The 21,476-nt window shown below is 72.2% G+C and carries 20 protein-coding genes; 6 read left to right on the top strand and 14 right to left on the bottom strand.

Features of this window, described 5'->3' with window-relative positions:
- Nucleotides 1-112: 112 nt before the first annotated feature.
- The gene (locus AB0I03_RS05485; protein ID WP_360406850.1) at nt 113-1,069 is read right to left on the bottom strand and encodes an NAD(P)/FAD-dependent oxidoreductase; all 957 of its coding nucleotides are present in this window, start codon (nt 1,067-1,069) and stop codon (nt 113-115) included.
- An 80-nt stretch (nt 1,070-1,149) separates the two neighbouring features.
- Between AB0I03_RS05485 and AB0I03_RS05480 the strand changes: the two genes are divergently transcribed.
- Complete coding sequence (locus AB0I03_RS05480) at nt 1,150-1,734, top strand: XRE family transcriptional regulator (protein ID WP_360406847.1); 585 nt, start codon at nt 1,150-1,152, stop codon at nt 1,732-1,734.
- 10 nt (nt 1,735-1,744) lie between these two features.
- Here AB0I03_RS05480 and AB0I03_RS05475 read toward each other — a convergent pair whose 3' ends face one another.
- Both AB0I03_RS05475 and AB0I03_RS05470 read right to left on the bottom strand, forming a co-directional pair.
- Nucleotides 1,745-2,683 (bottom strand): SDR family NAD(P)-dependent oxidoreductase, encoded by a 939-nt coding sequence (locus AB0I03_RS05475; RefSeq protein WP_360406843.1) that lies wholly within the window; start codon nt 2,681-2,683, stop codon nt 1,745-1,747.
- 77 nt (nt 2,684-2,760) lie between these two features.
- Nucleotides 2,761-3,519, bottom strand: coding sequence for an HAD family hydrolase (locus tag AB0I03_RS05470; RefSeq protein WP_360406840.1), 759 nt, complete (start codon nt 3,517-3,519; stop codon nt 2,761-2,763).
- Between the two features lie 159 nt (nt 3,520-3,678).
- On the opposite strand from AB0I03_RS05470, the gene AB0I03_RS05465 reads away from it, so the two are divergent.
- The gene (locus tag AB0I03_RS05465) at nt 3,679-4,335 is read left to right on the top strand and encodes a phosphotransferase (protein ID WP_360406837.1); all 657 of its coding nucleotides are present in this window, start codon (nt 3,679-3,681) and stop codon (nt 4,333-4,335) included.
- On the opposite strand, the gene AB0I03_RS05460 is transcribed toward AB0I03_RS05465, so the two are convergent.
- Nucleotides 4,319-5,467 carry a glutathione S-transferase C-terminal domain-containing protein gene (locus AB0I03_RS05460; protein WP_360406834.1) on the bottom strand — a complete coding sequence of 383 codons (1,149 nt, stop codon included), beginning with the start codon at nt 5,465-5,467 and terminating at the stop codon, nt 4,319-4,321. The genes AB0I03_RS05465 and AB0I03_RS05460 overlap by 17 nt on opposite strands.
- Nucleotides 5,468-5,603: 136 nt before the next feature.
- On the opposite strand from AB0I03_RS05460, the gene AB0I03_RS05455 reads away from it, so the two are divergent.
- Nucleotides 5,604-6,830 (top strand): MFS transporter, encoded by a 1,227-nt coding sequence (locus tag AB0I03_RS05455; protein ID WP_360406831.1) that lies wholly within the window; start codon nt 5,604-5,606, stop codon nt 6,828-6,830.
- A 43-nt stretch (nt 6,831-6,873) separates the two neighbouring features.
- Nucleotides 6,874-7,302 carry an SRPBCC family protein gene (locus AB0I03_RS05450; protein WP_360406828.1) on the top strand — a complete coding sequence of 143 codons (429 nt, stop codon included), beginning with the start codon at nt 6,874-6,876 and terminating at the stop codon, nt 7,300-7,302.
- A gap of 16 nt (nt 7,303-7,318) precedes the next feature.
- On the opposite strand, the gene AB0I03_RS05445 is transcribed toward AB0I03_RS05450, so the two are convergent.
- Entirely contained in the window at nt 7,319-8,155 is an 837-nt protein-coding gene (locus AB0I03_RS05445) for a DMT family transporter (protein ID WP_360406825.1), read from the bottom strand.
- Between the two features lie 116 nt (nt 8,156-8,271).
- On the opposite strand from AB0I03_RS05445, the gene AB0I03_RS05440 reads away from it, so the two are divergent.
- A complete protein-coding gene (locus AB0I03_RS05440; RefSeq protein WP_360406822.1) occupies nt 8,272-8,844 on the top strand; it encodes an XRE family transcriptional regulator in 573 nt (190 codons plus the stop codon).
- Nucleotides 8,845-9,016: 172 nt separating this feature from the next.
- Here the strand turns inward: AB0I03_RS05440 and AB0I03_RS05435 are convergent, their stop codons facing one another.
- From AB0I03_RS05435 to AB0I03_RS05410, 6 genes are read right to left on the bottom strand one after another with little or no spacing between them, the layout of a single operon-like run.
- Nucleotides 9,017-10,390, bottom strand: coding sequence for an LLM class flavin-dependent oxidoreductase (locus AB0I03_RS05435; RefSeq protein WP_360406819.1), 1,374 nt, complete (start codon nt 10,388-10,390; stop codon nt 9,017-9,019).
- Entirely contained in the window at nt 10,387-11,166 is a 780-nt protein-coding gene (locus tag AB0I03_RS05430) for an ABC transporter ATP-binding protein (RefSeq protein WP_360406816.1), read from the bottom strand. Before AB0I03_RS05430 ends, AB0I03_RS05435 begins: the two co-directional genes overlap by 4 nt.
- A complete protein-coding gene (locus AB0I03_RS05425; protein WP_360406813.1) occupies nt 11,142-12,008 on the bottom strand; it encodes an ABC transporter permease in 867 nt (288 codons plus the stop codon). The genes AB0I03_RS05430 and AB0I03_RS05425 overlap by 25 nt, the downstream gene beginning before the upstream one ends.
- Nucleotides 12,005-13,069 carry an ABC transporter substrate-binding protein gene (locus AB0I03_RS05420; RefSeq protein ID WP_360406810.1) on the bottom strand — a complete coding sequence of 355 codons (1,065 nt, stop codon included), beginning with the start codon at nt 13,067-13,069 and terminating at the stop codon, nt 12,005-12,007. Before AB0I03_RS05420 ends, AB0I03_RS05425 begins: the two co-directional genes overlap by 4 nt.
- Nucleotides 13,070-13,119: 50 nt before the next feature.
- Nucleotides 13,120-13,629 carry a flavin reductase family protein gene (locus AB0I03_RS05415; RefSeq protein ID WP_360406807.1) on the bottom strand — a complete coding sequence of 170 codons (510 nt, stop codon included), beginning with the start codon at nt 13,627-13,629 and terminating at the stop codon, nt 13,120-13,122.
- Nucleotides 13,626-14,171: an NAD(P)H-dependent oxidoreductase gene (locus tag AB0I03_RS05410; RefSeq protein WP_360406804.1), complete on the bottom strand. Its 546-nt coding sequence runs from the start codon at nt 14,169-14,171 to the stop codon at nt 13,626-13,628. Before AB0I03_RS05410 ends, AB0I03_RS05415 begins: the two co-directional genes overlap by 4 nt.
- A gap of 500 nt (nt 14,172-14,671) precedes the next feature.
- Between AB0I03_RS05410 and AB0I03_RS05405 the strand changes: the two genes are divergently transcribed.
- Nucleotides 14,672-17,122, top strand: a complete 2,451-nt coding sequence (locus AB0I03_RS05405) for a polysaccharide lyase 8 family protein (protein ID WP_360406801.1) — start codon at nt 14,672-14,674, stop codon at nt 17,120-17,122.
- 102 nt (nt 17,123-17,224) lie between these two features.
- Here AB0I03_RS05405 and AB0I03_RS05400 read toward each other — a convergent pair whose 3' ends face one another.
- From AB0I03_RS05400 to AB0I03_RS05390, 3 genes are all read right to left on the bottom strand, one after another.
- Complete coding sequence (locus AB0I03_RS05400) at nt 17,225-17,899, bottom strand: response regulator (protein WP_360406798.1); 675 nt, start codon at nt 17,897-17,899, stop codon at nt 17,225-17,227.
- The gene (locus AB0I03_RS05395) at nt 17,896-20,421 is read right to left on the bottom strand and encodes an ATP-binding protein (protein ID WP_360406795.1); all 2,526 of its coding nucleotides are present in this window, start codon (nt 20,419-20,421) and stop codon (nt 17,896-17,898) included. Before AB0I03_RS05395 ends, AB0I03_RS05400 begins: the two co-directional genes overlap by 4 nt.
- Nucleotides 20,422-20,586: 165 nt before the next feature.
- Nucleotides 20,587-21,042 (bottom strand): oxidoreductase, encoded by a 456-nt coding sequence (locus AB0I03_RS05390; RefSeq protein WP_360406792.1) that lies wholly within the window; start codon nt 21,040-21,042, stop codon nt 20,587-20,589.
- Nucleotides 21,043-21,476 lie beyond the last annotated feature (434 nt).

The following is a 21,476-nucleotide window of genomic DNA, read 5'->3' as shown; positions in this document are numbered from 1 at the left end:
AGCGGGAGTGCGGCCGAGTTCAGGCTCGTCGCCCCCAGCGGCCTGAGAGCTCGAAGAACCACGGACTGAAGGCGCGGCGCCCTCGCGGGCACCGCGCTTTCAGCGCCTTCCGCTACCGGGCCCGGTAGGCGGCCACCGCCGCTTCCGTGTCCTCGCCGACCAGTTCCGCGTTGATCTGCGCCCCGGCCATCGCGCCCGCCGCGGCGGCGGCGCCGACCTGGGCCATCAGGTCGGTGACATTGCCCGCGACCCACACGCCGGGGACGTCCGTCTTGCCGAACGGGTCGGCCGGGACGTGCTCGCCCATGCCCGAAGGGTGCTCGACCGCGCCGAGGCCCAGGTCCTGCAGGAATCCGGCCCGCGCCTCCATCCGGGCGGCCGTGGCGAGCACGGCGCGCGCCACGAACTCGCCGCTCGCCAGCCGGACGCCGGTGATGCGCCCGTCCTCGGACTCGATCCGCTCGATCGCGCCGTCCACGATCCGGGTGCCGCGCGCCTTCAGCTTCTCGGCCTCCTCCGGCGGCAGGGCCAACCGGTCGTTGGTGAACACGACCAGGTCGGCGGTCCACTGCCGGAACAGCAGCGCGCCGTGCATCGACATCGGGCCGGTCGCCACGATGCCGATCGGCTGGTCGCGGACCTCCCAGCCGTGGCAGTACGGGCAGTGGACCACGCCCCTGCCCCAGTGCTCGGCCAGTCCCGGGATCTCCGGCAGCCGGTCCACCAGCCCTGTGGTGACGAGCAGCTTGCGGGCCTTGACCTCCCGGCCGTCGGCCAGCGCGACGGTGAAGCCCGCTTCGTTCGCCTTCGCGCTGGTGACGGCGCCGTCGACCACGTGGCCGCCGTACTGCCGCACCTCGCCGCGCCCGATCGCCAGCAGCTCCTGCGGCGGCATGCCCTCGCGGCCGAGCAGGCCGTGGATGCCCTCGGCCGGGGCGTTGCGGGGCTCGCCCGCGTCGATCACGGCCACCGACCGCCGCGCGCGGCCGAGCATGAGCGCCCCGTTCAGGCCTGCGGCGCCACCGCCGATCACCACGACGTCGTACTGTTCCCTCAGTTCATCGGTCATTGCGACCACCTCCGAGCACCAAGGTAAATGTGCCTGCCCGAAACTGGCAAACATTCTTGCCGATCTGGCAAACTCGGGGCATGGACGAAATGGATCAGGCGCTCGGCGCGGTCGGCCCGCGCCTGCGGGCGCTGCGCAAGGCCCGCGAGGCGACCCTCGCGGACCTCTCGGAGCAGACCGGGATCTCCGTGAGCACCCTCTCGCGGCTGGAGTCCGGGTCCCGCAAGCCCACGCTGGAACTCCTGCTGCCCTTGGCGAAAGCCCACAATGTGAGCCTCGACGACCTCGTGGACGCCCCGCAGACGGGCGACCCCCGCATCCACATGCGACCGGTCACCCGCCACGGCATGATCTACCTGCCGCTCACCCGCCGCCCCGGCGGCATCCAGGCCTACAAGCTCATCATCCCCGGCGGCAACAGGGGCGAGCCGAACCCGCAGGTGCACGAGGGCTACGAGTGGATGTACATCCTCAACGGCAACCTGCGGGTCGTCCTCGGCGACCACGACTTCGTGATGAAGCCGGGCGAGGCCGCCGAGTTCGACACGCGCACCCCGCACTGGTTCGGCAACGCCGACGAGCGGTCCGTGGAGTTCCTGAGCCTGTTCGGCAGCCAGGGCGAGCGGGCCCACCTCCGTGCCAAGCCGAAAGCCAAGGGCGGCTGAACCACGGGCGTCAGGCGAAGGCGTTCACGCCCGTGAGTTCGGCCGAGAGCGTCCAGAGCCGCTTCGCCTCGCCGGGGTCTACCGCGTAGGGCCGGACGCCCGACCACTCCTCCGACACCTCGGCGACCTCGCAGTTCTCAAGGTAGAGCCCGCCCATGCCGTCGAGCTGCGGCGACGTCGCGGCCCAAGTCTGCGTGGCCGCGCCCTGCCCGGTCGTCTTGAAGTACTCCGGCGGGTTGCCCTCGTCGTCCATCCAGCCCATCTCCCGCTGCTCCTCCACGGGGATGTGCCGCTGCAGCGGCGTGAGGATCGCCCCGGGATGCAGCGCGAAGGAGCGGATGCCGAGGGACCGGCCGAGCCGGTCGAGCTCGACGGCGAACAGGATGTTCGCGGTCTTCGACTGCCCGTAGGCCTGCCACCGGTCGTAGCCCTGGTAGAAGTGCGGGTCGTCCCAGCGGATCGACGAGTGGCCGTGGCCGCCCGAGGAGGTCATGACGACGCGCGCGCCCTCCAGGACCGGGACGAGGTGGTTCACGAGCGCGAAGTGCCCGAGGTGGTTGACCGCGAACTGGAGCTCCCAGCCGCGCTCGGTGCGCGTCTCGGGGCAGGCCATGACGCCCGCGTTCCCGAGGAGCATGTCGATGCGGCGCCCGTCGGCGAGGCGCCGTTCCGCGAACTTCCGGACGCTGTCGAGGTCGGCGAGGTCGAGTTCGTCGACCTCGACGTTCGCGATGCCCTGGAGGTTCTCGGCGGCGAGGTCGGGCCGGCGGGCGGGGACGATCACCGTCGCCCCGGCGTCCACGAGGGCGCGGGTGGTCTCAAGGCCGATGCCGGAGTAGCCGCCGGTCACGACGGCGGTCTTCCCGGTGAGGTCGATGCCGGCGAGGACGTCGGCGGCGGTGGAGCGGTTGTCGAAGCCGGAGTTGATCGGCTGCTGCTTGTCGTTCATGCCCCGACGCTACGACTTGGAGTGCACTCCAAGGCAAATCACCAGGTCAGTCCACACTGCTCACACCTGGGGCCGCGCTACTCCAGGCTGTGCTGCTCCAGGCTGTGCTTCTCCAGGAAACCCAGGACGTGCGCCAGGCCGCGCTCGCCCAGGCGGGTCTCGCCCGGGAGGATGTACGCGCGCAGGCCGCTCGCCGCCGCGCCGCCGTCCTTGGCCGGGTTGTCGCCCACCATCAGCGTGCGGCGCGGGTCGACGCCGAGGCGCTCGCACGCGGCGCGGAACAGCACCGGGTCGGGCTTCTCGGTGCGGTACTGGTACGAGATGACGCGCACGTCGATGAGGTCGACGAGGCCGAAGTGCTCCATGTGCACGCCCACGTCCCAGGGGAAGTCCGAGACGATGCCGGTCTTGATCCCGCGGCGGCGCAGCTCGCGCAGCAGCGGCTCGGTGTCCGCGTACGGCACCCACGCGTCCGGGGCGGCGATCGCGGCGTACGCCTCGGCCTCGACGCCCTGGAGGAAGTCGACGTGCGCGAACCAGCCCAGGAGGGCCACGCGGTGCTGCTCGGCCGACTCGTCGCGCCCGATCTGCAGGGCGGCGACCTCGGGGATGCGGTAGGCCTCGCCGAGCTGCGCGACGGTCTTCTCGAGCAGGTCGGCGTCGAGCACGCGGCCCGTGGCGGCGGCGATCCGGTGCAGCCAGGTGCCCGCGTCGATGAGCTTGAAGATGGTGTTGCTGAAGTCGAACAGGACCGCCTCGATCGGCGGCACGGGCTCGGACTGCTCGGCCTCGGTGGGCCGGTAGGCGACGGCTGAGTCGAAGAGGCTGTGGATCACGGCGGGCCTTCCATCCTGGACTGCGGCGGTCGCCGCAACCGTAACCGAGCGCGGGCGGCCCGGACCACGGTTCCGGCCGCACCTCACACCGGGAACCGCCTTGTTCCACCCCCGTTTAACCGCTGGTCCACTGCGGTACCGGTCCCGCATACTCGGCGGATGCGTCGACTTCCGCACGGCTACACGAACCTGACCACCGGCGACCGGGCGACGGTCGTGAAGCACTACCAGGGGCCCGATGCGGCGCAGCGGCTCGAACGCGAGCGAACGCTGCTGTCCGCGCTGGCAGGCGCGATCCCGGTGCCTCCGCTGCTGGGCGCGGGCGAGGGCGCGCTGACGCTCGGCTTCGTCGCGGGCACGCCCGGCCAGGAGCTGCTCGACGCCGCTTCTCGACCCGGTGACGCCGCCGCGGTCCTGCGCGCCTGCGGGGAGGTCCTGCGGCGCATCCACGCGACCACGGGCGGCCTCGGCGAGGGCACGCTGGTGCACGGCGACTTCGGGCCGAACAACCTCCTGCTCGACCCGGTCGGCTTCGTGGTGACGGCGGTGGTCGACTGGGAGTTCGCGCACCTCGGCGACCCGATCGAGGACCTCGCGTGGTGCGAGTGGATCGTGCGGATGCACCACCCGGACCGGGTCGGGGCGCTCGACGCGTTCTTCGCGGCCTACGGCGCGCCCGTCCCGGACTGGCCGCTGCGCCGGGCCGCCATGGTCGACCGGTGCCTCGAGCTGCGCGAGTTCTGCCGCCGCTGGGACCCGGACGGGCCCGCCGTCGCCGAGTGGGAGCGGCGGGCCGGGGTCACCGCGGGCTGGTGACCGCGTCGTAGAGCGGGTTGGTGCCCGGCGGGCGCTCCTCGTCCGCGACCGGACCCGGGGCGGTGCCGTCGCCGAACGGGCTGCCGCCCAAGGACTCCCGGCCGTGGTCGGAGAGCCAGTTCGCGAGGTCCGGGCCGACCGGGACCACCTGGGTCGGGTTGATGTCCTCGTGCACCACGTAGTAGTGCCGCTTGATCTGGTCGAAGTCCACAGTGTCCCCGAAGCCGGGCGTCTGGAACAGGTCGCGGGCGTACGCCCACAGGACCGGCATCTCGGTGAGCTTGTTGCGGTTGCACTTGAAGTGGCCGTGGTAGACCGCGTCGAAGCGCACCAGCGTCGTGAAGAGTCGCACGTCCGCCTCGGTGACCGTGTCGCCCATGAGGTACCGGCGGTCGGCCAGGTGCTCCTCGAGCCGGTCGAGGGCCTTGAACAGGCGCTTGTAAGCCAGCTCGTAGGCGCGCTGCGACCCGGCGAAGCCCGCCCGGTACACGCCGTTGTTGACCTCGGTGAAGATCCGTTCGATCACCGGCAGCATGTCGTCGACGAGCGCCTCGGGGAGCAGGTCCGGCGCGCCGTCGCGGTGGTGCTCGGCCCACTGGGTGGAGAGGTCGAAGGTCAGCTGCGGGTAGTTGTTGGTGACGAGCTGGCCGGTGGGCACGTCCACGAGCGCGGGCACGGTGATGCCGCGCGGGTACTCGGGGAAGCGCTTGAAGTAGTGCTCCTGCAGCCGCTCAGTGCCGAGCACGGGGTCCCGGCCGTCGGGGTTCAGGTCGAACGTCCACGAGCGCGCGTCGTGCACCGGCCCCGGCGTCGCCAGCGAGATGACGGATTCGAGGCCGAGCAGGCGGCGGATGATGATCGACCGGTGCGCCCAGGGGCAGGCCCGCGCGGCCACGAGCCGGTAGCGGCCCGGCTCGACCGGCCAGGCCAGCGCGCCTTCGGTGAGCCCGGCCATGCGCGGGTCGCCGATCTTGGAGTGCGCCTCCACGGGCGCGGCCCGCACGGCCGCCGCGTCGGCCACGACGCGGTCCTCGATGTAGTTGGTGTCCCTGGTGAACTCGCCGCCGGTCACGTACGCGCCCTTGGTGGAGTGCGCGGTGCCGTCGGTCCGGTCGGATTCGCTCTGTGCCACAACCCCAGCCTACGCATTGCCGCCTCGTGCGGCTGCCGCCCCGGCGAACGCGCGGGGGACCGCCCCCGGTCAATTTTTCCAATGGATTGAAAAAGTACTGGACAACCCCGGGCGCACCGGCGAATACTTGACCGCCATGTCCACCTCCAAGCGCCGCCGCATGCTCGCCCTCGGCGCACTCGCATTGGGCGCGTTCGGGATCGGTCTCACCGAGTTCGTCGTCGTCGGCCTCCTCGGGCCGCTCGGCGAGGACCTCGACGTCTCGATCTCCACGGCCGGACTCCTCGTCACCGGATACGCGGCCTCGGTTGCGATCGGCGCGCCGATCATGACCGCCGCCGGCACCCGCCTGCCGCGCAAGACGATGCTCGTCATCCTCATGAGCCTCTTCATCGCCGGCAACGTGCTCGCGGCGCGGGCCCCGGACTACGGCGTGCTCATGACCGGCCGCGTCGTGTCCGCCCTGTGCCACGGCGCGTTCATGGGCATCGGCCCGGTCATGGCCGCGAGCCTCGTCGCCCCCGAGCGGCGCTCGCGCGCCATCGCGCTCATGATGACGGGCCTGACCCTCTCGAACGTGGTCGGCGTGCCCTTCGGCACGGCCCTGGGCCAGCAGCTCGGCTGGCGCGCGGCGTTCTGGGGCATCGCGATCATCGGCGCGGTCTCGCTGGCCGCCATCATCGCGTTCGTGCCCTCCCGGGCGAACGACACCGGCGGGTCGCTGCGCACCGAGCTCGCGGTCTTCCGCAGGCCGCAGGTGTGGCAGGTCCTCACGATCACGATGCTCGGCTGGGGCGCGGCGTATGCCGCCATCACCTTCATGGAGCCGATCCTCACCCGCGTCTCCGGGTTCGACACCGGGGCCGTGCCCTGGCTGCTGATCCTCTTCGGCATCGGCCTGACCGGCGGCAACCTCCTCGGCGGGCGCCTGGCCGACCGCGCGCTCATGCCGACCCTGTACGGCACCATCAGCGCGGCCACCGCCGCCCTGGTCGTGTTCGCCTTCGCGGCCCCGTACGCGGTCCCGGCCGCGATCATGGTGTTCGTGCTGGGCGCGGCCGGATTCGCGATGGTCCCGGTCTTCCAGACCCGCGTCATGGACGTGGCGAAGGAGGCGCCCTCGCTGGCGTCCTCGGTGAACGCCGCGGCGTTCAACGTCGGCATCGCCCTCTCCGCGTGGTTCGGCGGCCTCGCCATCGACGGCGGCCTCGGACTCGTCGCTCCAGTGTGGATCGGTGTGGCCCTGGGCCTCGCCGCCCTCGCCGTCGCCGTGGTCTCCGGGGCGGCCGAGCGCCGCGCGAAGACCGGTACGCCCGCGGGCCTCGCGGCGGCGTCGGGTGCTCGGGCGCGTAGTCTGCGGTGAAAGGCCGGAGACCGCTCTCCGTTCGGTGAGGAAGTTCGCTCGGATGCAGTTCAGCAACACGATCACGATCGCCCGTCCGCCCGCAGAGGTCTTCGCCTACCTGGCCGAGCTCGAGAACATTCCGCAATGGAACTACGCGATCGGCGAGACCCGCAGGACTTCAGCGGGCCCGGTCGGCGTCGGCTCGCAGTACACGCAGGTCCGCACGATCCCCGCCCACGCGGAGGAGCAGCTGGAGATCACCGGTTTCGAGCCCGACTCCGAGCTGACCATCACCGGCGACCTCGGCCCGTTCCACGGCGAGATCACGTACCGGCTGGCCCCGGCCGAGGGCGGCACCGCCCTCACCAACAGCATGGCCCTCCAGGCCTCCGGGCCCGCGCGCCTCATCGCCCCGCTCGCGGCGACCCGCGTCAAGAACGCGGTCGCCGCCAACCTGGAAGCCCTCAAGCAGCTCCTCGAGAAGGAGTAGCCGCCCATCGTCCGGGTCAGTTGAGCGCGAGAAGGCTCACGGCCGCCGCCGCGGTGCCGAGGCCGATGAGCTGGCCGCGGTGGAGGCGCTCACCGAGCACGTTGCGGGCCAGCAGGACTGTCCCGGCCGGGTAGAGGGCCGCGATCACGGCGACGACCGCGAGGTCGCCGCTGCGGACCGCGAGCAGGAACAGCAGGTTCGCCACCGAGTCGAGCGCGCCCGCGGCGGCCGACACCGCGACCGCAGGCCGCTCCGGTCCCAGTCGGCGACGCAGCAGGAACGCCGCGCTCAACGTCACCGCCGACGAGACGGCCCGGCCGACGACCAGCGGCCCGACGCCGCTCTCGGCGGGCGCCTGGTGCAGGAAGACCAGTTGCAGCGCGATCGCCGCGCCCGCCCCGAACGCCAGCAGCAGCGCCGTCCGCGAAGGCCGCGACGACCGCATCCCCGGCCCGGCGCTCACCAGCACCACCGCCACCAGCGCCAGCGGCAGGCCGAGCATCCCGGCCGCGGCCAGGTGCTCGCCCTGGAGCAGGCCCACGCCCACCGGCAGCGCGGCCGAGACCAGCGCGGTGATCGGCGAGAGCACGTTCATCGGGCCGATCGCCAGCGTGCGGTACAGCAGCACGAACGCCGCCGCCGAAGCCACGCCGGAAGCCGCGCCCCAGGCGACGCTGGCCGCATCGAACGACGCCCCGAGCAGCGGCCACAGCAGCAGCTCGACCACCAGGCTCGCCGGGGCCGCGATCATCACCGTCCGCAGCACGTGCGCCTTGCGGGCCCCGAGCCCGCCGAGGAAATCCGCGCACCCGTAGGCGAGCGAACTGCCCAGGGCCAGCACGAGCGCGATCACGGCATCCCACCATCCTCCATTGAAACGACCGGATAGAATAGTAGAACGACCGACGTCGGTCAGTCAAACGACCGCTCGGACCATCTCAGTGACCTACGCGTCAGGAAGGCGAGCACATGAGCGACGCGGAGGCGGCCCTGCGAACGGTCGCGACCAACGTCAAGGCGGCCCGCGTCCGCGCCGGCCTCTCCCTCGACGAACTCGGCCGCCGCGCCCGCGTCAGCAAAGGCGCGCTCGTCGGCCTCGAGAAAGCCCAGGGCAACCCCAACCTCGCCACCCTGGTCCGGCTCGCCGACACCCTCGGCGTCTCCGTCTCCGCCCTCATGGAAGGGGCCGCCGACGACCGCGTCCGCATCGTCACCGCCGCCGCAGTCACACCACTGTGGACCGGTGAGCACGGCGGCGAGGCCCGGCTCATGCTCACCACCCCAGGCCCGGCCCCGGTCGAGATCTGGCGCTGGCGGCTCGAACCGGGCGAGGCGTACACGAGCCACCCGCACCAGGCGGGCGTGCAGGAGACCGTCAGCGTCATGTCCGGCGAGATGGTCCTGGTCGTGGACGGCACCGAGCACCCGCTCACCGCCGGCCAGACCGCCACCTTCGGCGGCGACGCCCCGCACGCCTACCGCGGCGCGGGCACCGGCACCTGCACCCTCGTGATGACGGTCAACCTCCCGCCGGGCACCTGAACCCGTCGACAGCGTGGAGCCGGCCCATGGCGAGCATTCCTGCCGAGCATTCACCGGATGCCGTCCGCAGTGGTGTCTGCGGCCGGTCCCCGCGAGCTGATTCGGGGACCGGCCGCCGACCGTTCTCGCACCCGCGCAACGAAGGTGCGGCCGTCGCGCGGGGGAGTCGCAATCAGCGGGCGTGGGCGAGGACGCCCTTCACCGCCGATTCGAGGGCTGTCCGGCGCCGCGGGTTCTGGGGGCGCGGAAGGCCGTAGTGCTCGCGCAGCGTGGTGCCGGTGTACTCGGTGCGGAAGCGCCCGCGCTCCTGGAGGACGGGGACCACGTGGTCCACGAACGCCTCAAGGCCCGAGGGCAGCACGGCGGGCATGATGTTGAACCCGTCCGCCGCTTCGGCGTCGAACCACTCGACGATCGCATCGGCGACCTGCTCGGCGGTGCCGCTGAAGGTGCGGTGGCCGCGCCCGCCGCCGAGCCGTCCGATCAACTGCCGCACCGTCAACCGCTCCCGCCGCGCGAGGTCCACGATGAGCGTGAAGCGGCTCTTGGCGCCCTCGACCTGGTCCTCGTGGGGCAGGTTCGCGGGCAGCTCCCGCTCGAGGTCGAGTTCGGACGGATCGAGCTGCAACTGCTTGGCGAGGTCGCCCAGTGCGTACTCGGCGACGATGAGCCGGTCGAGCTCGGCCTCGAGTTCGCGGGCCTCCGCCTCGGTGTCGCCGATGACCGGCACGATCCCCGGCAGCACGAGCATCCCGCCGGGGTCCCGGCCGGCCGCCGCGGCCCGCCGCTTGATGTCGGCGTAGAACGCCTGGGCTTCCTGGAGCGTCTGCTGGGCGGTGAAGATCGCCTCGGCGTGGAGCGCCGCGAACGCCTTGCCGTCCTCAGAGGACCCGGCCTGGACCAGGAGCGGGTGGCCCTGCGGCGAGCGCGGCACGTTCAGCGCTCCGGCGACCTGGAAGTGCTCGCCCGCATGGTCTGCGGGGTGGACCAGGCGCTCGTCGCCCCAGCGTCCGGTCTCCTTGTCGCCCAGGATCGCCGCGTCGTCCCAGGAGTCCCAGAGCTTCTTGGCGACCTGCAGGAACTCCTCGGCCCGGGCGTACCGCGAGGCGTGGTCGGGGAGTTCGGCGAGGTTGAAGTTGCGCGCGGCGTCGAGGGTCGCGGTCGTGACGATGTTCCACCCGGCCCGCCCGCCGGAGAGGTGGTCGATGGAGGCGAAGCGCCGGGCCAGGTTGTACGGCTCGTTGTACGTCGTCGACGCGGTGGCGATGAGTCCGATGTGCTCGGTGACGGCCGCGAGTGCGGCGAGCACCACCGTCGGCTCCAGTGACGCGGAGGGCCGGCGGCCGATGGTGCCCCACAAGGAGGGCGAGTCGGCGAAGAACACCGAGTCGAGCTTCCCGCGCTCGGCGATCCGCGCGAGGTTCGCGTAGTGCGCGATCTTGGTGGGGGCGTGCGGGTCGGACTCGGGGAGCCGCCACGAGGCCTCGTGGTGGCCGGTGTTCATCAGGAACGCGTTGAGGTGCAGTTGCCTCTGCGGTGCGCTCATGCTTTCTCCTTCGTGGTCTCGGTGAGGCCGAGTGCGGCGAGCAGTTCGGTGCGGATCGCGGCGAATCGCGGGTCGGACGGGTTGCGCGGGCCGTCGAGGTCGACGCGCCGCTCGGTGCGGAGGTGGCCGGAGTCGAGGACGAGCACGCGGTCGGCGAGGGCGATCGCCTCGTCGACGTCGTGGGTGACGAGCAGGACGGCGGGTCGGTGGCGTTCGTGGAGGGCCCGCAGGAGTCCGTGCATCTTGATGCGGGTCAAGGCGTCCAGGGCCCCGAAGGGCTCGTCGGCCAGGAGCAGCTGCGGTTCGCGCACCAGCGAGCGGGCGAGCGCCGTGCGCTGCTGCTCGCCGCCGGAGAGCTCGCGGGGCCAGGCCCGCTCGCGGCCGGCGAGGCCCACCTCCGCAAGGGCTTCGCGGCCGCGCTCCTTCGCGTTCGGGCCTTCGAGCCCGATCACGACGTTGCGCAGGACCCGCTGCCACGGCAGCAGCCGCGAGTCCTGGAAGATCACCGAGACCTGTTCGGGCACTTCGATGCTGCCGGTGCCCTTCGCGTCGGCGCCTGTGGAAGCACGGCCTTCGGCGACCCTGTCCAGGCCGGCGAGCGCCCGCAGCAGCGTCGACTTGCCCGAGCCGCTGCGGCCGAGGAGGGCGACGAACTCGCCGGGGGCGATGTGGAGGTCGAGTCCGGAGAGGACCGGCCGGTCGTCGGTGAAGGAGCGGTGCAGGTCGCAGATGCGGACCGCGGTGGCCGCGGTCAGTCCGCCAGTGTGCGTCGCCATGACAGGACCCTCCTCTGTGCGATGCGGACGATGGCGTCGGAGCCGAGGCCGAGGAGCCCGTAGAGGACGAGGCCGACGATGATGACGTCGGTCTGGCCGTACGTGCCGGCCAGCAGCATCATGTAGCCGATGCCGCTGGTGGCGTTCACCTGCTCGACCACGACCAGGGACAGCCAGGAGGCCGTGACGGCGAAGCGGAGCCCCAGGAAGAATCCGGGGAGCGCGCCGGGCAGGACGACGCGGCCGATGAAGGACGCGGGACCGAGGCGCAGCGTCTCGGCGAGTTCGGCGTAGCGGCCGTCGATCGAGCGCAGGCCGTTGTGCGTGTGGAGGTAGATCGGGATGAGGACGCCGAGTGCGATCGTGATGATCTTCATCCGCTCGTCGATGCCGAACCACAAGAGCAGGAGCGGCAGCAGCGCGAGGTTCGGGATGGAGCGCTTGAGCTGCACCGGTCCGTCCACGATGGCCTCGCCCCAGCGGCTGAGCCCGGAGACGACGGCCAGCACGAGCCCGGCGGCGACCCCGAAGGCGAGGCCGAGCGCGAAGCGCCGGGTCGACACCAGCAGGTCGGGGCCGAGGCGCCCGGACTCCCACAGGTCCCAGGCGGTGGTCGCCACGGTCCATGGGGCGCTGAGCACCCGTGGGTCGATCCAGCCCTGCGCCGAGCCCCAGCACCACACGCCCAGCAGCAGGAGCGGGCCGATGAGGTACCCGAACGGGATGGCTCTGCCCGGGCCGAGGCGGCGCCTGCCGCGCGGGCGCGAGGCCCGCCCGCTCGCCGCCTCGTCGTGCTCCGGGGCCGTGACCGCCCGGACCGGCTTCACGTCGACGGCGGTCACGGCGCACCCGCCTCGCCGTACTCCTCGACGCCTTCGGCGACGAGCGTCTCGAAGCGGCGGTCGTAGAGGTCTTCGGCGTCGAGCACCTCGTTGCCGGTGCCTTCGGCGACGATCTCGATGGTCTCCTGGTGGCGGGCGATGCCCTCGGTCCAGTCGGCGGGGAAGTCCGGTTCGCCCTGGCGGTCGAACAGGTACTCGCCGTCCTCGTAGGACAGTCCTTCGTGCTCGACGAACCACGCGTTGATCCAGGCGTCCTTGTTGGCGCGGGTCCACAGCCGCGCCGCACCCCAGAGCCGCACGTACGCGGCGATGGCGGCGGCCTTGTCGGCGTCCTCCAGGACCTCGGTGGGCGTGTACAGCAGCCACGGGTCGTCCCGGATGCCGTGCGAGATCGTCGTGGCACCGTCGGGGCCGTACTTGTTGAGGTAGGACCTGACCTGGGAGTCGCCGACCGGGGCGACGTCGACCTCTCCGCCGGCCAGCGCGTTCGTGTAGGTGTCGGCGGTGCTCGGCAGCTCCACCAGCTCCACGTCGTCCTGGGCGAGGCCGGCGGCGGCGAGCACTCGCAGGATCAGCGCGCCCTGCGCCTGCCCGGGGGAGTAGGCGATCCGCTTGCCCGCCAAGTCTTCCAGGCTCGTGACGTCGACTCCGGGGGCGATCCCGAGGTCGTAGATCGGGTGCGCGAGCGGGTCGACCCGGTAGGAGGCGGCCACGATCTTCGTCGGGAGGCCGGTCCAGTTGGTGTGGATCGGCGGGATGTCGGCGACCGAGCCGATGTCGAGGGACTGGGCGCGGAACGCCTCGGCGGTCTTCGGCCCGCCGGAGATGTTGGCCCACTCGATCGTGAACGGCAGCACTGCGGCGAGCCCGGAGAGCTCGTAGGCGATCTGGTTCTGCGGGTCGCCGACGACCAGGACCGTCCCTTCGGGAACGTCGGCGGGGATCGCGGCGTCGGCCGCGAGCACCGGGCCGGTGGGCTCTTCGGAGCAGGCGGTGAGCGCCAGCGCCGCGACGGCGGGCGCGCCCGCTATCAGGGTTCTGCGGGTTGCTCTGTGCGACATAGGGATTGGCCTTTCAAAGAAGCGAGAGTCGGGCGGTGCCGACCGGATGGTCAGTCGAGCGGAGCCGCGGCGCAGTAGCCGCCCGCGTGGTAGACCAGCGGCTCGTGGTCGCCGCCGGTCTCGGCGTGGACCACCAGGGCCAGGAGCACGTGGTGGTCGCCGGCCTCGACGCGGTCGGTGACGACCGCGCGCAGGAACGACGGGGCGTTGTCGAGCACCGGCTCACCGGTCTCCAGCCGCGACCACAGCGTCGGCCCGCCGAAGCGGTCGATGCCGCTGGTGGCGAACCGGGTCGCGATCTCGTGCTGTGCGGCGGACAGGAAGTTGACGGTGAGGCTCGCGGCGTCCCGGACCGCCGGCCAGGCGGAGGAGCCGGTGGCGATCGCGAACGACACGAGCGGCGGGTCGATGGACACCGAGGTGAGCGAGGTGGCGGTGAACCCGGCCGGGCCCGACCCGGCGTCGGCGCACACCACGGTCACGCCCGCCGGATGGGCCCGGAAGAGCGCTCGGAAGGACTCGGGGGCGACCCCCGCCGGGGAGGCGAGTCGCGCGCTCATGCCGTGGCTCCGACCGGCTTGCGGCCCAGGCCGAGCGAGGCTTCCAGGGCCGGGGCGTGCGCCGCGGTCCAGGCGCCGATGTGCTCGAGGAGGTCGGGCAGTTCGCTCTCGCGCAGGGTCAGCGACGGCACCGGCAGGTGCGCGCCGAGCTCGGCCAGGACCGGCCGCAGCTGCAGGTCGGCGAGGAGCCGGTGCTCGGCCGAGGCGGCGATGGTGACCGGCACGGCCAGGACCCCTTCGAGGGCCCGCGGTGCCAGTTGGTCGAGGAAGAGTTTGAGCAGGCCGGTGTAGCTGGCCTTGTAGACGGGTGTGCCCACGACGAGCACGCGGGTGGCGTGCAGCAGCGTGGCGGCGTGCTCGAACCCGTCGTGCGGGGGCTCGATGCCGTCGAGGTACAGCTCCGCGAGGTCGATCGAGGCGGCGCGCGATGCGGCCCCGAGCGCCGGGCCGATGGCCGCGGTGAGCGCCTCGGCGGTGGTCAGGGTGCGGGAGAGTCGCTTCGGATTACCGACCACAGTGGTCAGTGAAAGGGCGGCGGTCACGTCGGTGTCCTTACTGTGAGACTGGCGAGGGCATGCCGCTGGAGGGCGTGCTGGGGAACGGGCGTCGAAGGGCCCGTGGAGATTCGCAGGTGGAGGCGATCGAGCGCAGCCGGGAGCCTGCCCGGCGAGGGCCGCGCTCTAGCGCATTCGCGGACACAGAGCGCTGGAGGCGCGCATCTGGTCGATTTCGCGCCGCCGCGTGAGGAACTCGGCGGTCGTCATGCGGAGAACGATATCAGTACTCCTATAGAAATACTAGGAATTCTTAGATGCTGAGAAGCCGGTCCGTGGCAGGCGAGGCCGCGCCGGTCCGGTACGCCACCTCGCGGCTGCGGGCAGAGCGCTTGCGCGGCGAGCGTCTGAAACCGGTTGGGCTGCAAGGATTGAGCGATCGCCGAAGCGACCGGCCAACGAGTGCTACAGGCGTCTTATGTCGTGCGGCACATGCGTACTGCGGCTACTATGGGCGCGACCTTGCCCCCGCCCGGAGTTGGACCACCATGCCGCCACTGCACCGACGACTCCTCCTCGGCGGCGCCCTCGGCATCGCCGGACTCGGCGCCGCCGCCGCGGCATGGGCCGGCCGGGAGCCCGACTCCGGCGTGATCGGCAACCTCCCCACCGAAGCCGAACCGTGGGAGGGCTCCGGCCCACTCGACTTCGCCGACCTCCGCGAACGCGCGAAATACCTGCTCACCGGCGGGACGATCGACACCGAGGACCCCGACTACGGGCGGGCGCTCCGCGTGCTGAACCGCGGGGCGAACGGCGACTGGGACACCATGGACCGCGCCGCGGAACGGACCGGACTGTGGGCCGACCTCGGCCCCGCCGGCGAGGCGCTGAGCTTCAGTACCTCCTACGTCCGCCTCCGCCGCATCGTCCTCGCCTGGGCGACGCCCGGCACCGACCTGCACGGAGACGAAGCCGTCGTCGGCGACGTGGTCGACGCGCTCGTACTGCTCTACGAAGCGGGCTACAACGAGCACGCCGAGCAGTCCGGCAACTGGTACTGGTGGGAGATCGGCTCGGCCTCCGCGCTGATCCAGATATGCACGCTCCTGGGCGACCGCATCCCCGGTGAGCACCTCGCCCACTACCTCGACACTGTGGACCGCTTCTGCCCCAACGCCGACGTGCGGCTCGCCTCGCCCAGCGATCGCGAAACCGGCGCCAACCGCGCCGACAAGGCCGCGATCCTGGCGCTGCGCGGCATCGTCGGCGAAGACCCCGACAAGCTCGCCCTCGCCCGGGACGGACTCTCCGACATCGAAGGCGAAGGCGCGAACAGCCTCTTCCGGATCGTCGACGAAGGCGACGGCTTCCACCGCGACGGCTCGTTCCTCCAGCACGGCCACGTGCCCAGCACCGGCAGCTACGGCATCGTCCTGCTCACCTCGACGACCCTCGCGCTCGCGCTGCTCAAGAACTCGGTCTGGGAGGTCACCGACCCCGACCTCGTGCGCTTCTACGACGCCGTCGAGCGCTCGTTCGCGCCGTTCACCGAGGACGGCCTGTTCATGGACTGCCTGCGCGGCAGGAGCATCGCCCGCCCGACCCAGCGCGACTCCGACACCGGGCCCGAGCTGGCCGAAGCGGTGATCGGACTCGCCGATCTCGCCCCCGCCGACTACCGGGACCGGTGGCGCGCGCTGGCACGGGGGTGGATCGAGCGCTCGGCCGACGCCGTCCCCTTCCACGAGCAGGCCGGCCTGCGGGGCATCCGACAGGCCAAGGAGATCCTCGCGGACGACGCGATCGAGGCCGCGCCCCGGCCGTCGTACACGCGCGTCTACCCGGGCATGGACCGGCTCCTGGTGCGCCGCCCCGAGTGGTCGTGGGCGCTCTCGATGTGCTCCAACCGCGTCGCCGGCTACGAGATGATCGGCGGGGAGAACCTCAACGGCTGGTACATCGGCGACGGCATGTCATATCTGTACACAGTGGATGATCCGCTGCAGTTCAACGACGCCTTCTGGCCCACCGCGAATCCGTACCGGCTGCCGGGCGTCACCGTGGACTCGCGCGAGCGCGAAGTCATCGGACACGGCGACGACCTCATCGTCCACCTGCCCGCGAACGACGTCGCGGGCGGCACGGCCCTCGACGACCGGCACGCCGTAGCGGCGATGGACCTCATTGGCGAGGACTCCACCCTGCGTGCCAAGAAGGCCTGGTTCGTGGTGGACGAGATGATCTGCGCCCTCGGCGCGGGCATCACCGCCGCCGACGGCCGGGCGATCTGGTCGACAGTGGAGCATCGCAACCGCCACGCCGACGGCGACCGGCGCATGACCGTCGACGGCGTCGTCCCAGCGGCGGACAGCGACCTCAAAGAGTCGATCGAGGGCGCGACCTGGGCGCATCTGCCCGGCGTCGCCGGCTACGTCTTCCCTGCCGGGAGCGCCGGACTCCGCGTGGGGCGCGAAACCCGCCGCGGCGCTTGGAACGACATCGAGCAGGGCCCGACCACGGGCGGCGGCGACACCGAAGTCCACACCCGCCGCTACGCCACCCTCTGGTTCGACCACGGCGTCTCCCCGGTGGACGCCGCTTACGCCTACGTCCTGCTGCCCACCGCCACCGAGGCGGTGACCAGGGCGCAGGCCGTCGACTGCGACATCGAAGTGCTCGCGAACACCACCACGGTCCAGGCCGTCGCGGCCCCCCGGCAGGGCCTCCTGGCCGCCCACTTCTGGCAGGCCGGCGACATCGGCGGGCTCGCCTGCGACGGCCCCGCCTCGGTGATCGTGGTCCAAGGCGAGGACCTCGCCGTCGCCGTCGCCGACTCCGGCCGCACCACCACCGAGGTCACCATCGAACTGCCTTACGCCGCAAGCGAAGTGATCGAAGCGGACGACACCGTCACCGTCGAGACCGGCGACCGGCCCCGCATCACCGTGCGGACCGAAGGCTCCCTCGGCGCGACCCACACCGTGCGACTGCGCTGAATCCCGAACCCGCACCGCCCGAGGACTGCGGACGCCCCGGGCCGCAACCGTTCGGCCGCGGCGGTTCCGGGAGCGCCTGTGCGCCGTCCCGCGACGCGATGCTCACGGCCGGAAGCGGTACCCCATGCCCGGTTCGGTGAGGAGGTGCACCGGGCGGGCCGGGTCGGCCTCGAGTTTGCGGCGCAGCTGGGCCATGTACTGGCGCAGGTAGTTCGTCTCGCGGTCGTAGTTGGGACCCCACACGCGGTGCAGCAGCTCGCGCTGGCCCACGAGCTTCCCCGGGTTGCGCAGGAGCACTTCGAGGAGCTGCCACTCGGTCTTGGTGAGCCGCACCTCTTCGCCGTCGCGCACGACTTCGCGGGTCGCGAGGTCGACGGTGGCCGAGCCGATCACGGTCACGGGGGCGTCGCTGCCGGCGCTCCCGCGCCGGGTCGCGGCCCGGACGCGGGCGAGGAGTTCGCCGATGTCGAACGGCTTGGTCACGTAGTCGTCGGCGCCCGCGTCGAGCGCGGCGATCTTCTCGGCGCTCGCGGCCCGGCCCGAGAGCACCAGGATGGGCGCGCTCGTCCAGCCCCGCAGTCCCGCGATGACCTCCGTACCGTCCATATCGGGCAGTCCGAGGTCGAGGACGACGAGGTCGGGGACGAACGCGGCGGCGGCGCGCAGCGCCTGCGCCCCGTCCGGCGCGGTCGCCACCTCGTACCCGTGCGCGCTCAGGTTGATCCGCAACGCCCGCGCGATCTGCGGTTCGTCGTCGACGACGAGGATCTTGATCACTCCGTGCCCTTCTCTTCCACCTGCGGCAGCGCCAGCACCATCGTCAGGCCGCCGCCCGGGGTCGCCTCGGCGACGAGCGAGCCGCCCATCGCCTCCGCGAGGCCGCGCGAGAGCGCGAGCCCCAGGCCGACGCCGCTGGTGTTGTCGCGGTCGCCGAGCCGCTGGAACGGCGTGAACATCAGCTCGCGGCTCTCGTCGGGCACGCCCGGGCCGCGGTCCACGACCCGCAGTTCCACGAGGTCCCCGTGCCGGCCCGCGATCACCAGGGGCGGCTCGCCCTCCGGGCTGAACCGCAGCGCGTTCGCCACCACGTTCACCAGGATGCGTTGCAGCAGACCGGGATCGGCCTGCACTTCGGGCAGGTCCGGGGCCACGTCGAGGCGCACGGCCGCGGCGGCGTCGCCGATCTCGTCGAGCGCCCACGGCACCGCGTCGTCCAGGGCCACCGGGACCGGGTTCGCGCCGAGTACCCCGGCCTGGAGGCGGCTCATGTCGAGGAGGTTGTCCACCAGGCTCGTGAGCCGCGCCAGGGAGGTCTCGGCGGCCTCCAGGAGCTCGTCGCGCTCTTCCGGCGTGAACAGGTCCCCTGTGGACCGCAGGCTCGACACGGCGACCCGCGCGGACGCCAGCGGCGTGCGCAGGTCGTGGGAGACGGCCGCGAGCAGTGCGGTGCGCAGTTTGTCGGTGTCGGTGAGCCGCTGCACCGCGGCGGCCTGGCGTTCGAGCCGTTCGTGTTCGAGCGCGGCGGCCGCGTGCATCGCGAAGGCCTGCGCGATCCGCCGGTCCGCCGCCTCCAGGGTGTGCCCGCGCAGCGCCAGCGCCAGGTCGTCGCTGATGGGCAGGTCGTTCTCGGCCGTCCCCGGGCTCGCGCACCCCTCGCCCGCGCACGCGATCACGCGCCACAGCCGCGGGTCCTGCCGCTCGGCCGGGCCCGCCCCGGCCTCGGTGCGTTCCAGGAGGGTCGCCGATTCGAGCGAGAACGTCTCGCGCAGCTGCTCGAGCAGGTCCTCGACCCGGCTGCCGCCGCGCAGCACGCTGCCGGCGAGCGTCGCCAGGGTCTGCGCCTCGGTGCTCGCGCGCGCCGCGAGCCGCGCCCGCGCGGCCGACAGGTTCACCACGCCCGCCCCGCCCAGCGCGAGGGCGATGAAGATCGCCAGGGAGATCAGCTGCTCCTGGTCGTGGACTTTGAGCGTGTTGTACGGCTCGGTGAAGAAGTAGTTCAGCATCAGGCTGCCCGAGAGCGCGCCGAGCAGCGCGGGCCACATGCCGCCGGTGAGGGTCAGGCCGAGGACGGCGGTGAGGACGATGAGGATCATCGTCGTCAGCGACAGCTCCTCGTGGAGCGGCAGGAGCGCCATGCACAGGGCCGGGATCCCCAGGAGTGCGAGTGCGATCCCGAGCCGCCGGCGGCCGCCGATGACGCCGCGGCCCGTGCGCGCCCGCTTCACCGTGGCGACCCGCTCGTGGCTCACCAGGTGGACGTCGATCTTTCCCGAGCTCGCGGTCGTGGTGACGCCGACGCCGCGCGAGAGCATCTGCGCGAACCGGCCCCGCCGCGAGGCCCCGAGCACCAGCTGGGTCGCGTTCACGCCGCGCGCGAACTCCAAGAGCGCGTTCGGGATCGCGCGCCCGACCACCTGGTGGTAGGAGCCGCCGAGGTCTTCGACGAGGTTCCGCTGCCGGGCGAGGTTCCGCGCGGAGCGCGCGCTCACGAGCCCGTCGCCCGAGGCGACGTAGACCGCTTTGAGGTCCGCCCCGCCCGAGCGCGCGGCGATGCGGGCGGCGCGGCGGATGAGCGTGTCGCCCTCGTCGCCGCCCGAGAGCGCGACGACGACGCGCTCGCGCGACTCCCAGGTGGCGGTGATGTGCTGGTCTTCGCGGTACTGCTCCAGCTGGTCCTCGACCTTGTCGGCCAGCCAGAGGAGCGCGATCTCGCGCAGCGCGGTGAGGTTCCCGACCCGGAAGTAGTTCGCGAGGGCGGGCCCCACCTTCTCCGGCGGGTACACGTTGCCGTGGATCATCCTGCGGCGCAGCGCCTCCGGGGTGATGTCCGCGAGTTCGACCTGGTCGGCACGGCGTACGACCTCGTCGGGGACCGCCTCCTCCTGGGGCACCCCGGTGATCTGGGCGACCACGTCGCCGAGCGAGGCGAGGTCCTGCACGTTCACCGTGGAGATGACGTCGATGCCGGCGTCGAGCAGTTCGTCGACGTCCTGCCAGCGCTGCTCGTTGCGCGAGCCGGGCGCGTTGGTGTGGGCGAGCTCGTCGACGATCGCGACCTTCGGCGCGCGTGCGATCACGGCGTCCACGTCGAGCTCGCCGATCCCGGCCGCGGTCCTGCGCGGCACGGTCTCGAGGCCGTCGAGGAGTTCGGCGGTGTGGGGCCGCCCATGCGTCTCCACGATGCCGATGACGACGTCGGTGCCGCGTTCGCGGCGCCTGCGGGCCTCTTCGAGCGCGGCGAAGGTCTTGCCGACCCCCGGGGCCGCGCCGAGGTAGATCCGCAGTTGTCCACGTGACACGGACCCATCATTCCCCGCTCAGGGCGGGTCGGCCATCAAGAATGCGTCAAAGGTGTCCTCCGGTACGCCGCGGCGGCCGGAAGCGGGCCGGCGGCTCGCTGCTGGGGAACCGCTCCATGACGCCGGTGGCGGCCCCTTGGCAACCGCGCCGGGGCCCCGCACGCTCTACGGGCGCGTCGGACCGTTCCAGCCCCACAGCGGCATTTCGAGGCGATCCGGCACGGCCGCAGCAGCGTCCGGATAGCGGGCCATCAGGTCGGTGGCCCAGCGGAACCACGCCTTGAGGGTCTCGCGCAGCCTCGGGTCGTCCGGGATGCCCGCGTCGTCGAGCGCGAGCGCGAAGCATTCCTGCGCTTCGTCGTCGAGGTCGCGGTGCTCGCCGTTGCCCGAGTGCATCCGCATCACGCGGCTGTGGTCGCCGAGCGATCCCGTGTAGGCGGGCGGGCCGCCGAGCTGCTCGCCCCAGTACGCGGCGAGGCGTTCGAGGTGCTGCGGGTGCTGTCCGGGATGGGTGAACGGGTGTCGAGTGTGCACGCCGGCGAGGCAGCGCTCATGCCATGCCCGGGCGAGCCTGAGCATGGCATCAGCGCCTCCCGCCGCTGCAAAGACGGTGGACTCCATGGCCTCATCGTCGCACCGGGGTGCGACAGCGGTCGGCGCAACCGGCCCGTTCAGCGGTCGGCGGGGGAGCGGGCGGTGTCCCGTCCGGTGAGCCGGACGCTCCTCGCTCATCCCGATCGGACTGCTCCTGGTCTTCCAGTGACTCTTCCTCAACGGCGCCGGCCTCGGCGGTGCACTGTAGGGCTGACCCGAAAGGCGGCAGTCGCCGAACCCATGCGGCCCGGCGCGTCTCACTCCCTGATGCGTGTGCCGGGCGATTACAGGACCGCGTCTGGCAAGATGTCCCCGTCGCGCCGGGAGCCGCACGGCGGCGCCGTCTGCCGGTGCCGCCGAAGACAACGCGTGCGACGTCTGACCGTCGATGCGACGAAAGAAGCGCCAATGCACACTTCCCCCTGCAGGACCCGTGCCCGGAAGGAGGCCTCCCCGTGGTC

The sequence above is a fragment of the Glycomyces sp. NPDC021274 genome (genome assembly GCF_040641195.1).
Taxonomy (GTDB): Bacteria; Actinomycetota; Actinomycetes; order Mycobacteriales; family Micromonosporaceae; genus Glycomyces.
This window is presented reverse-complemented; position numbering and strand designations above follow the sequence as displayed.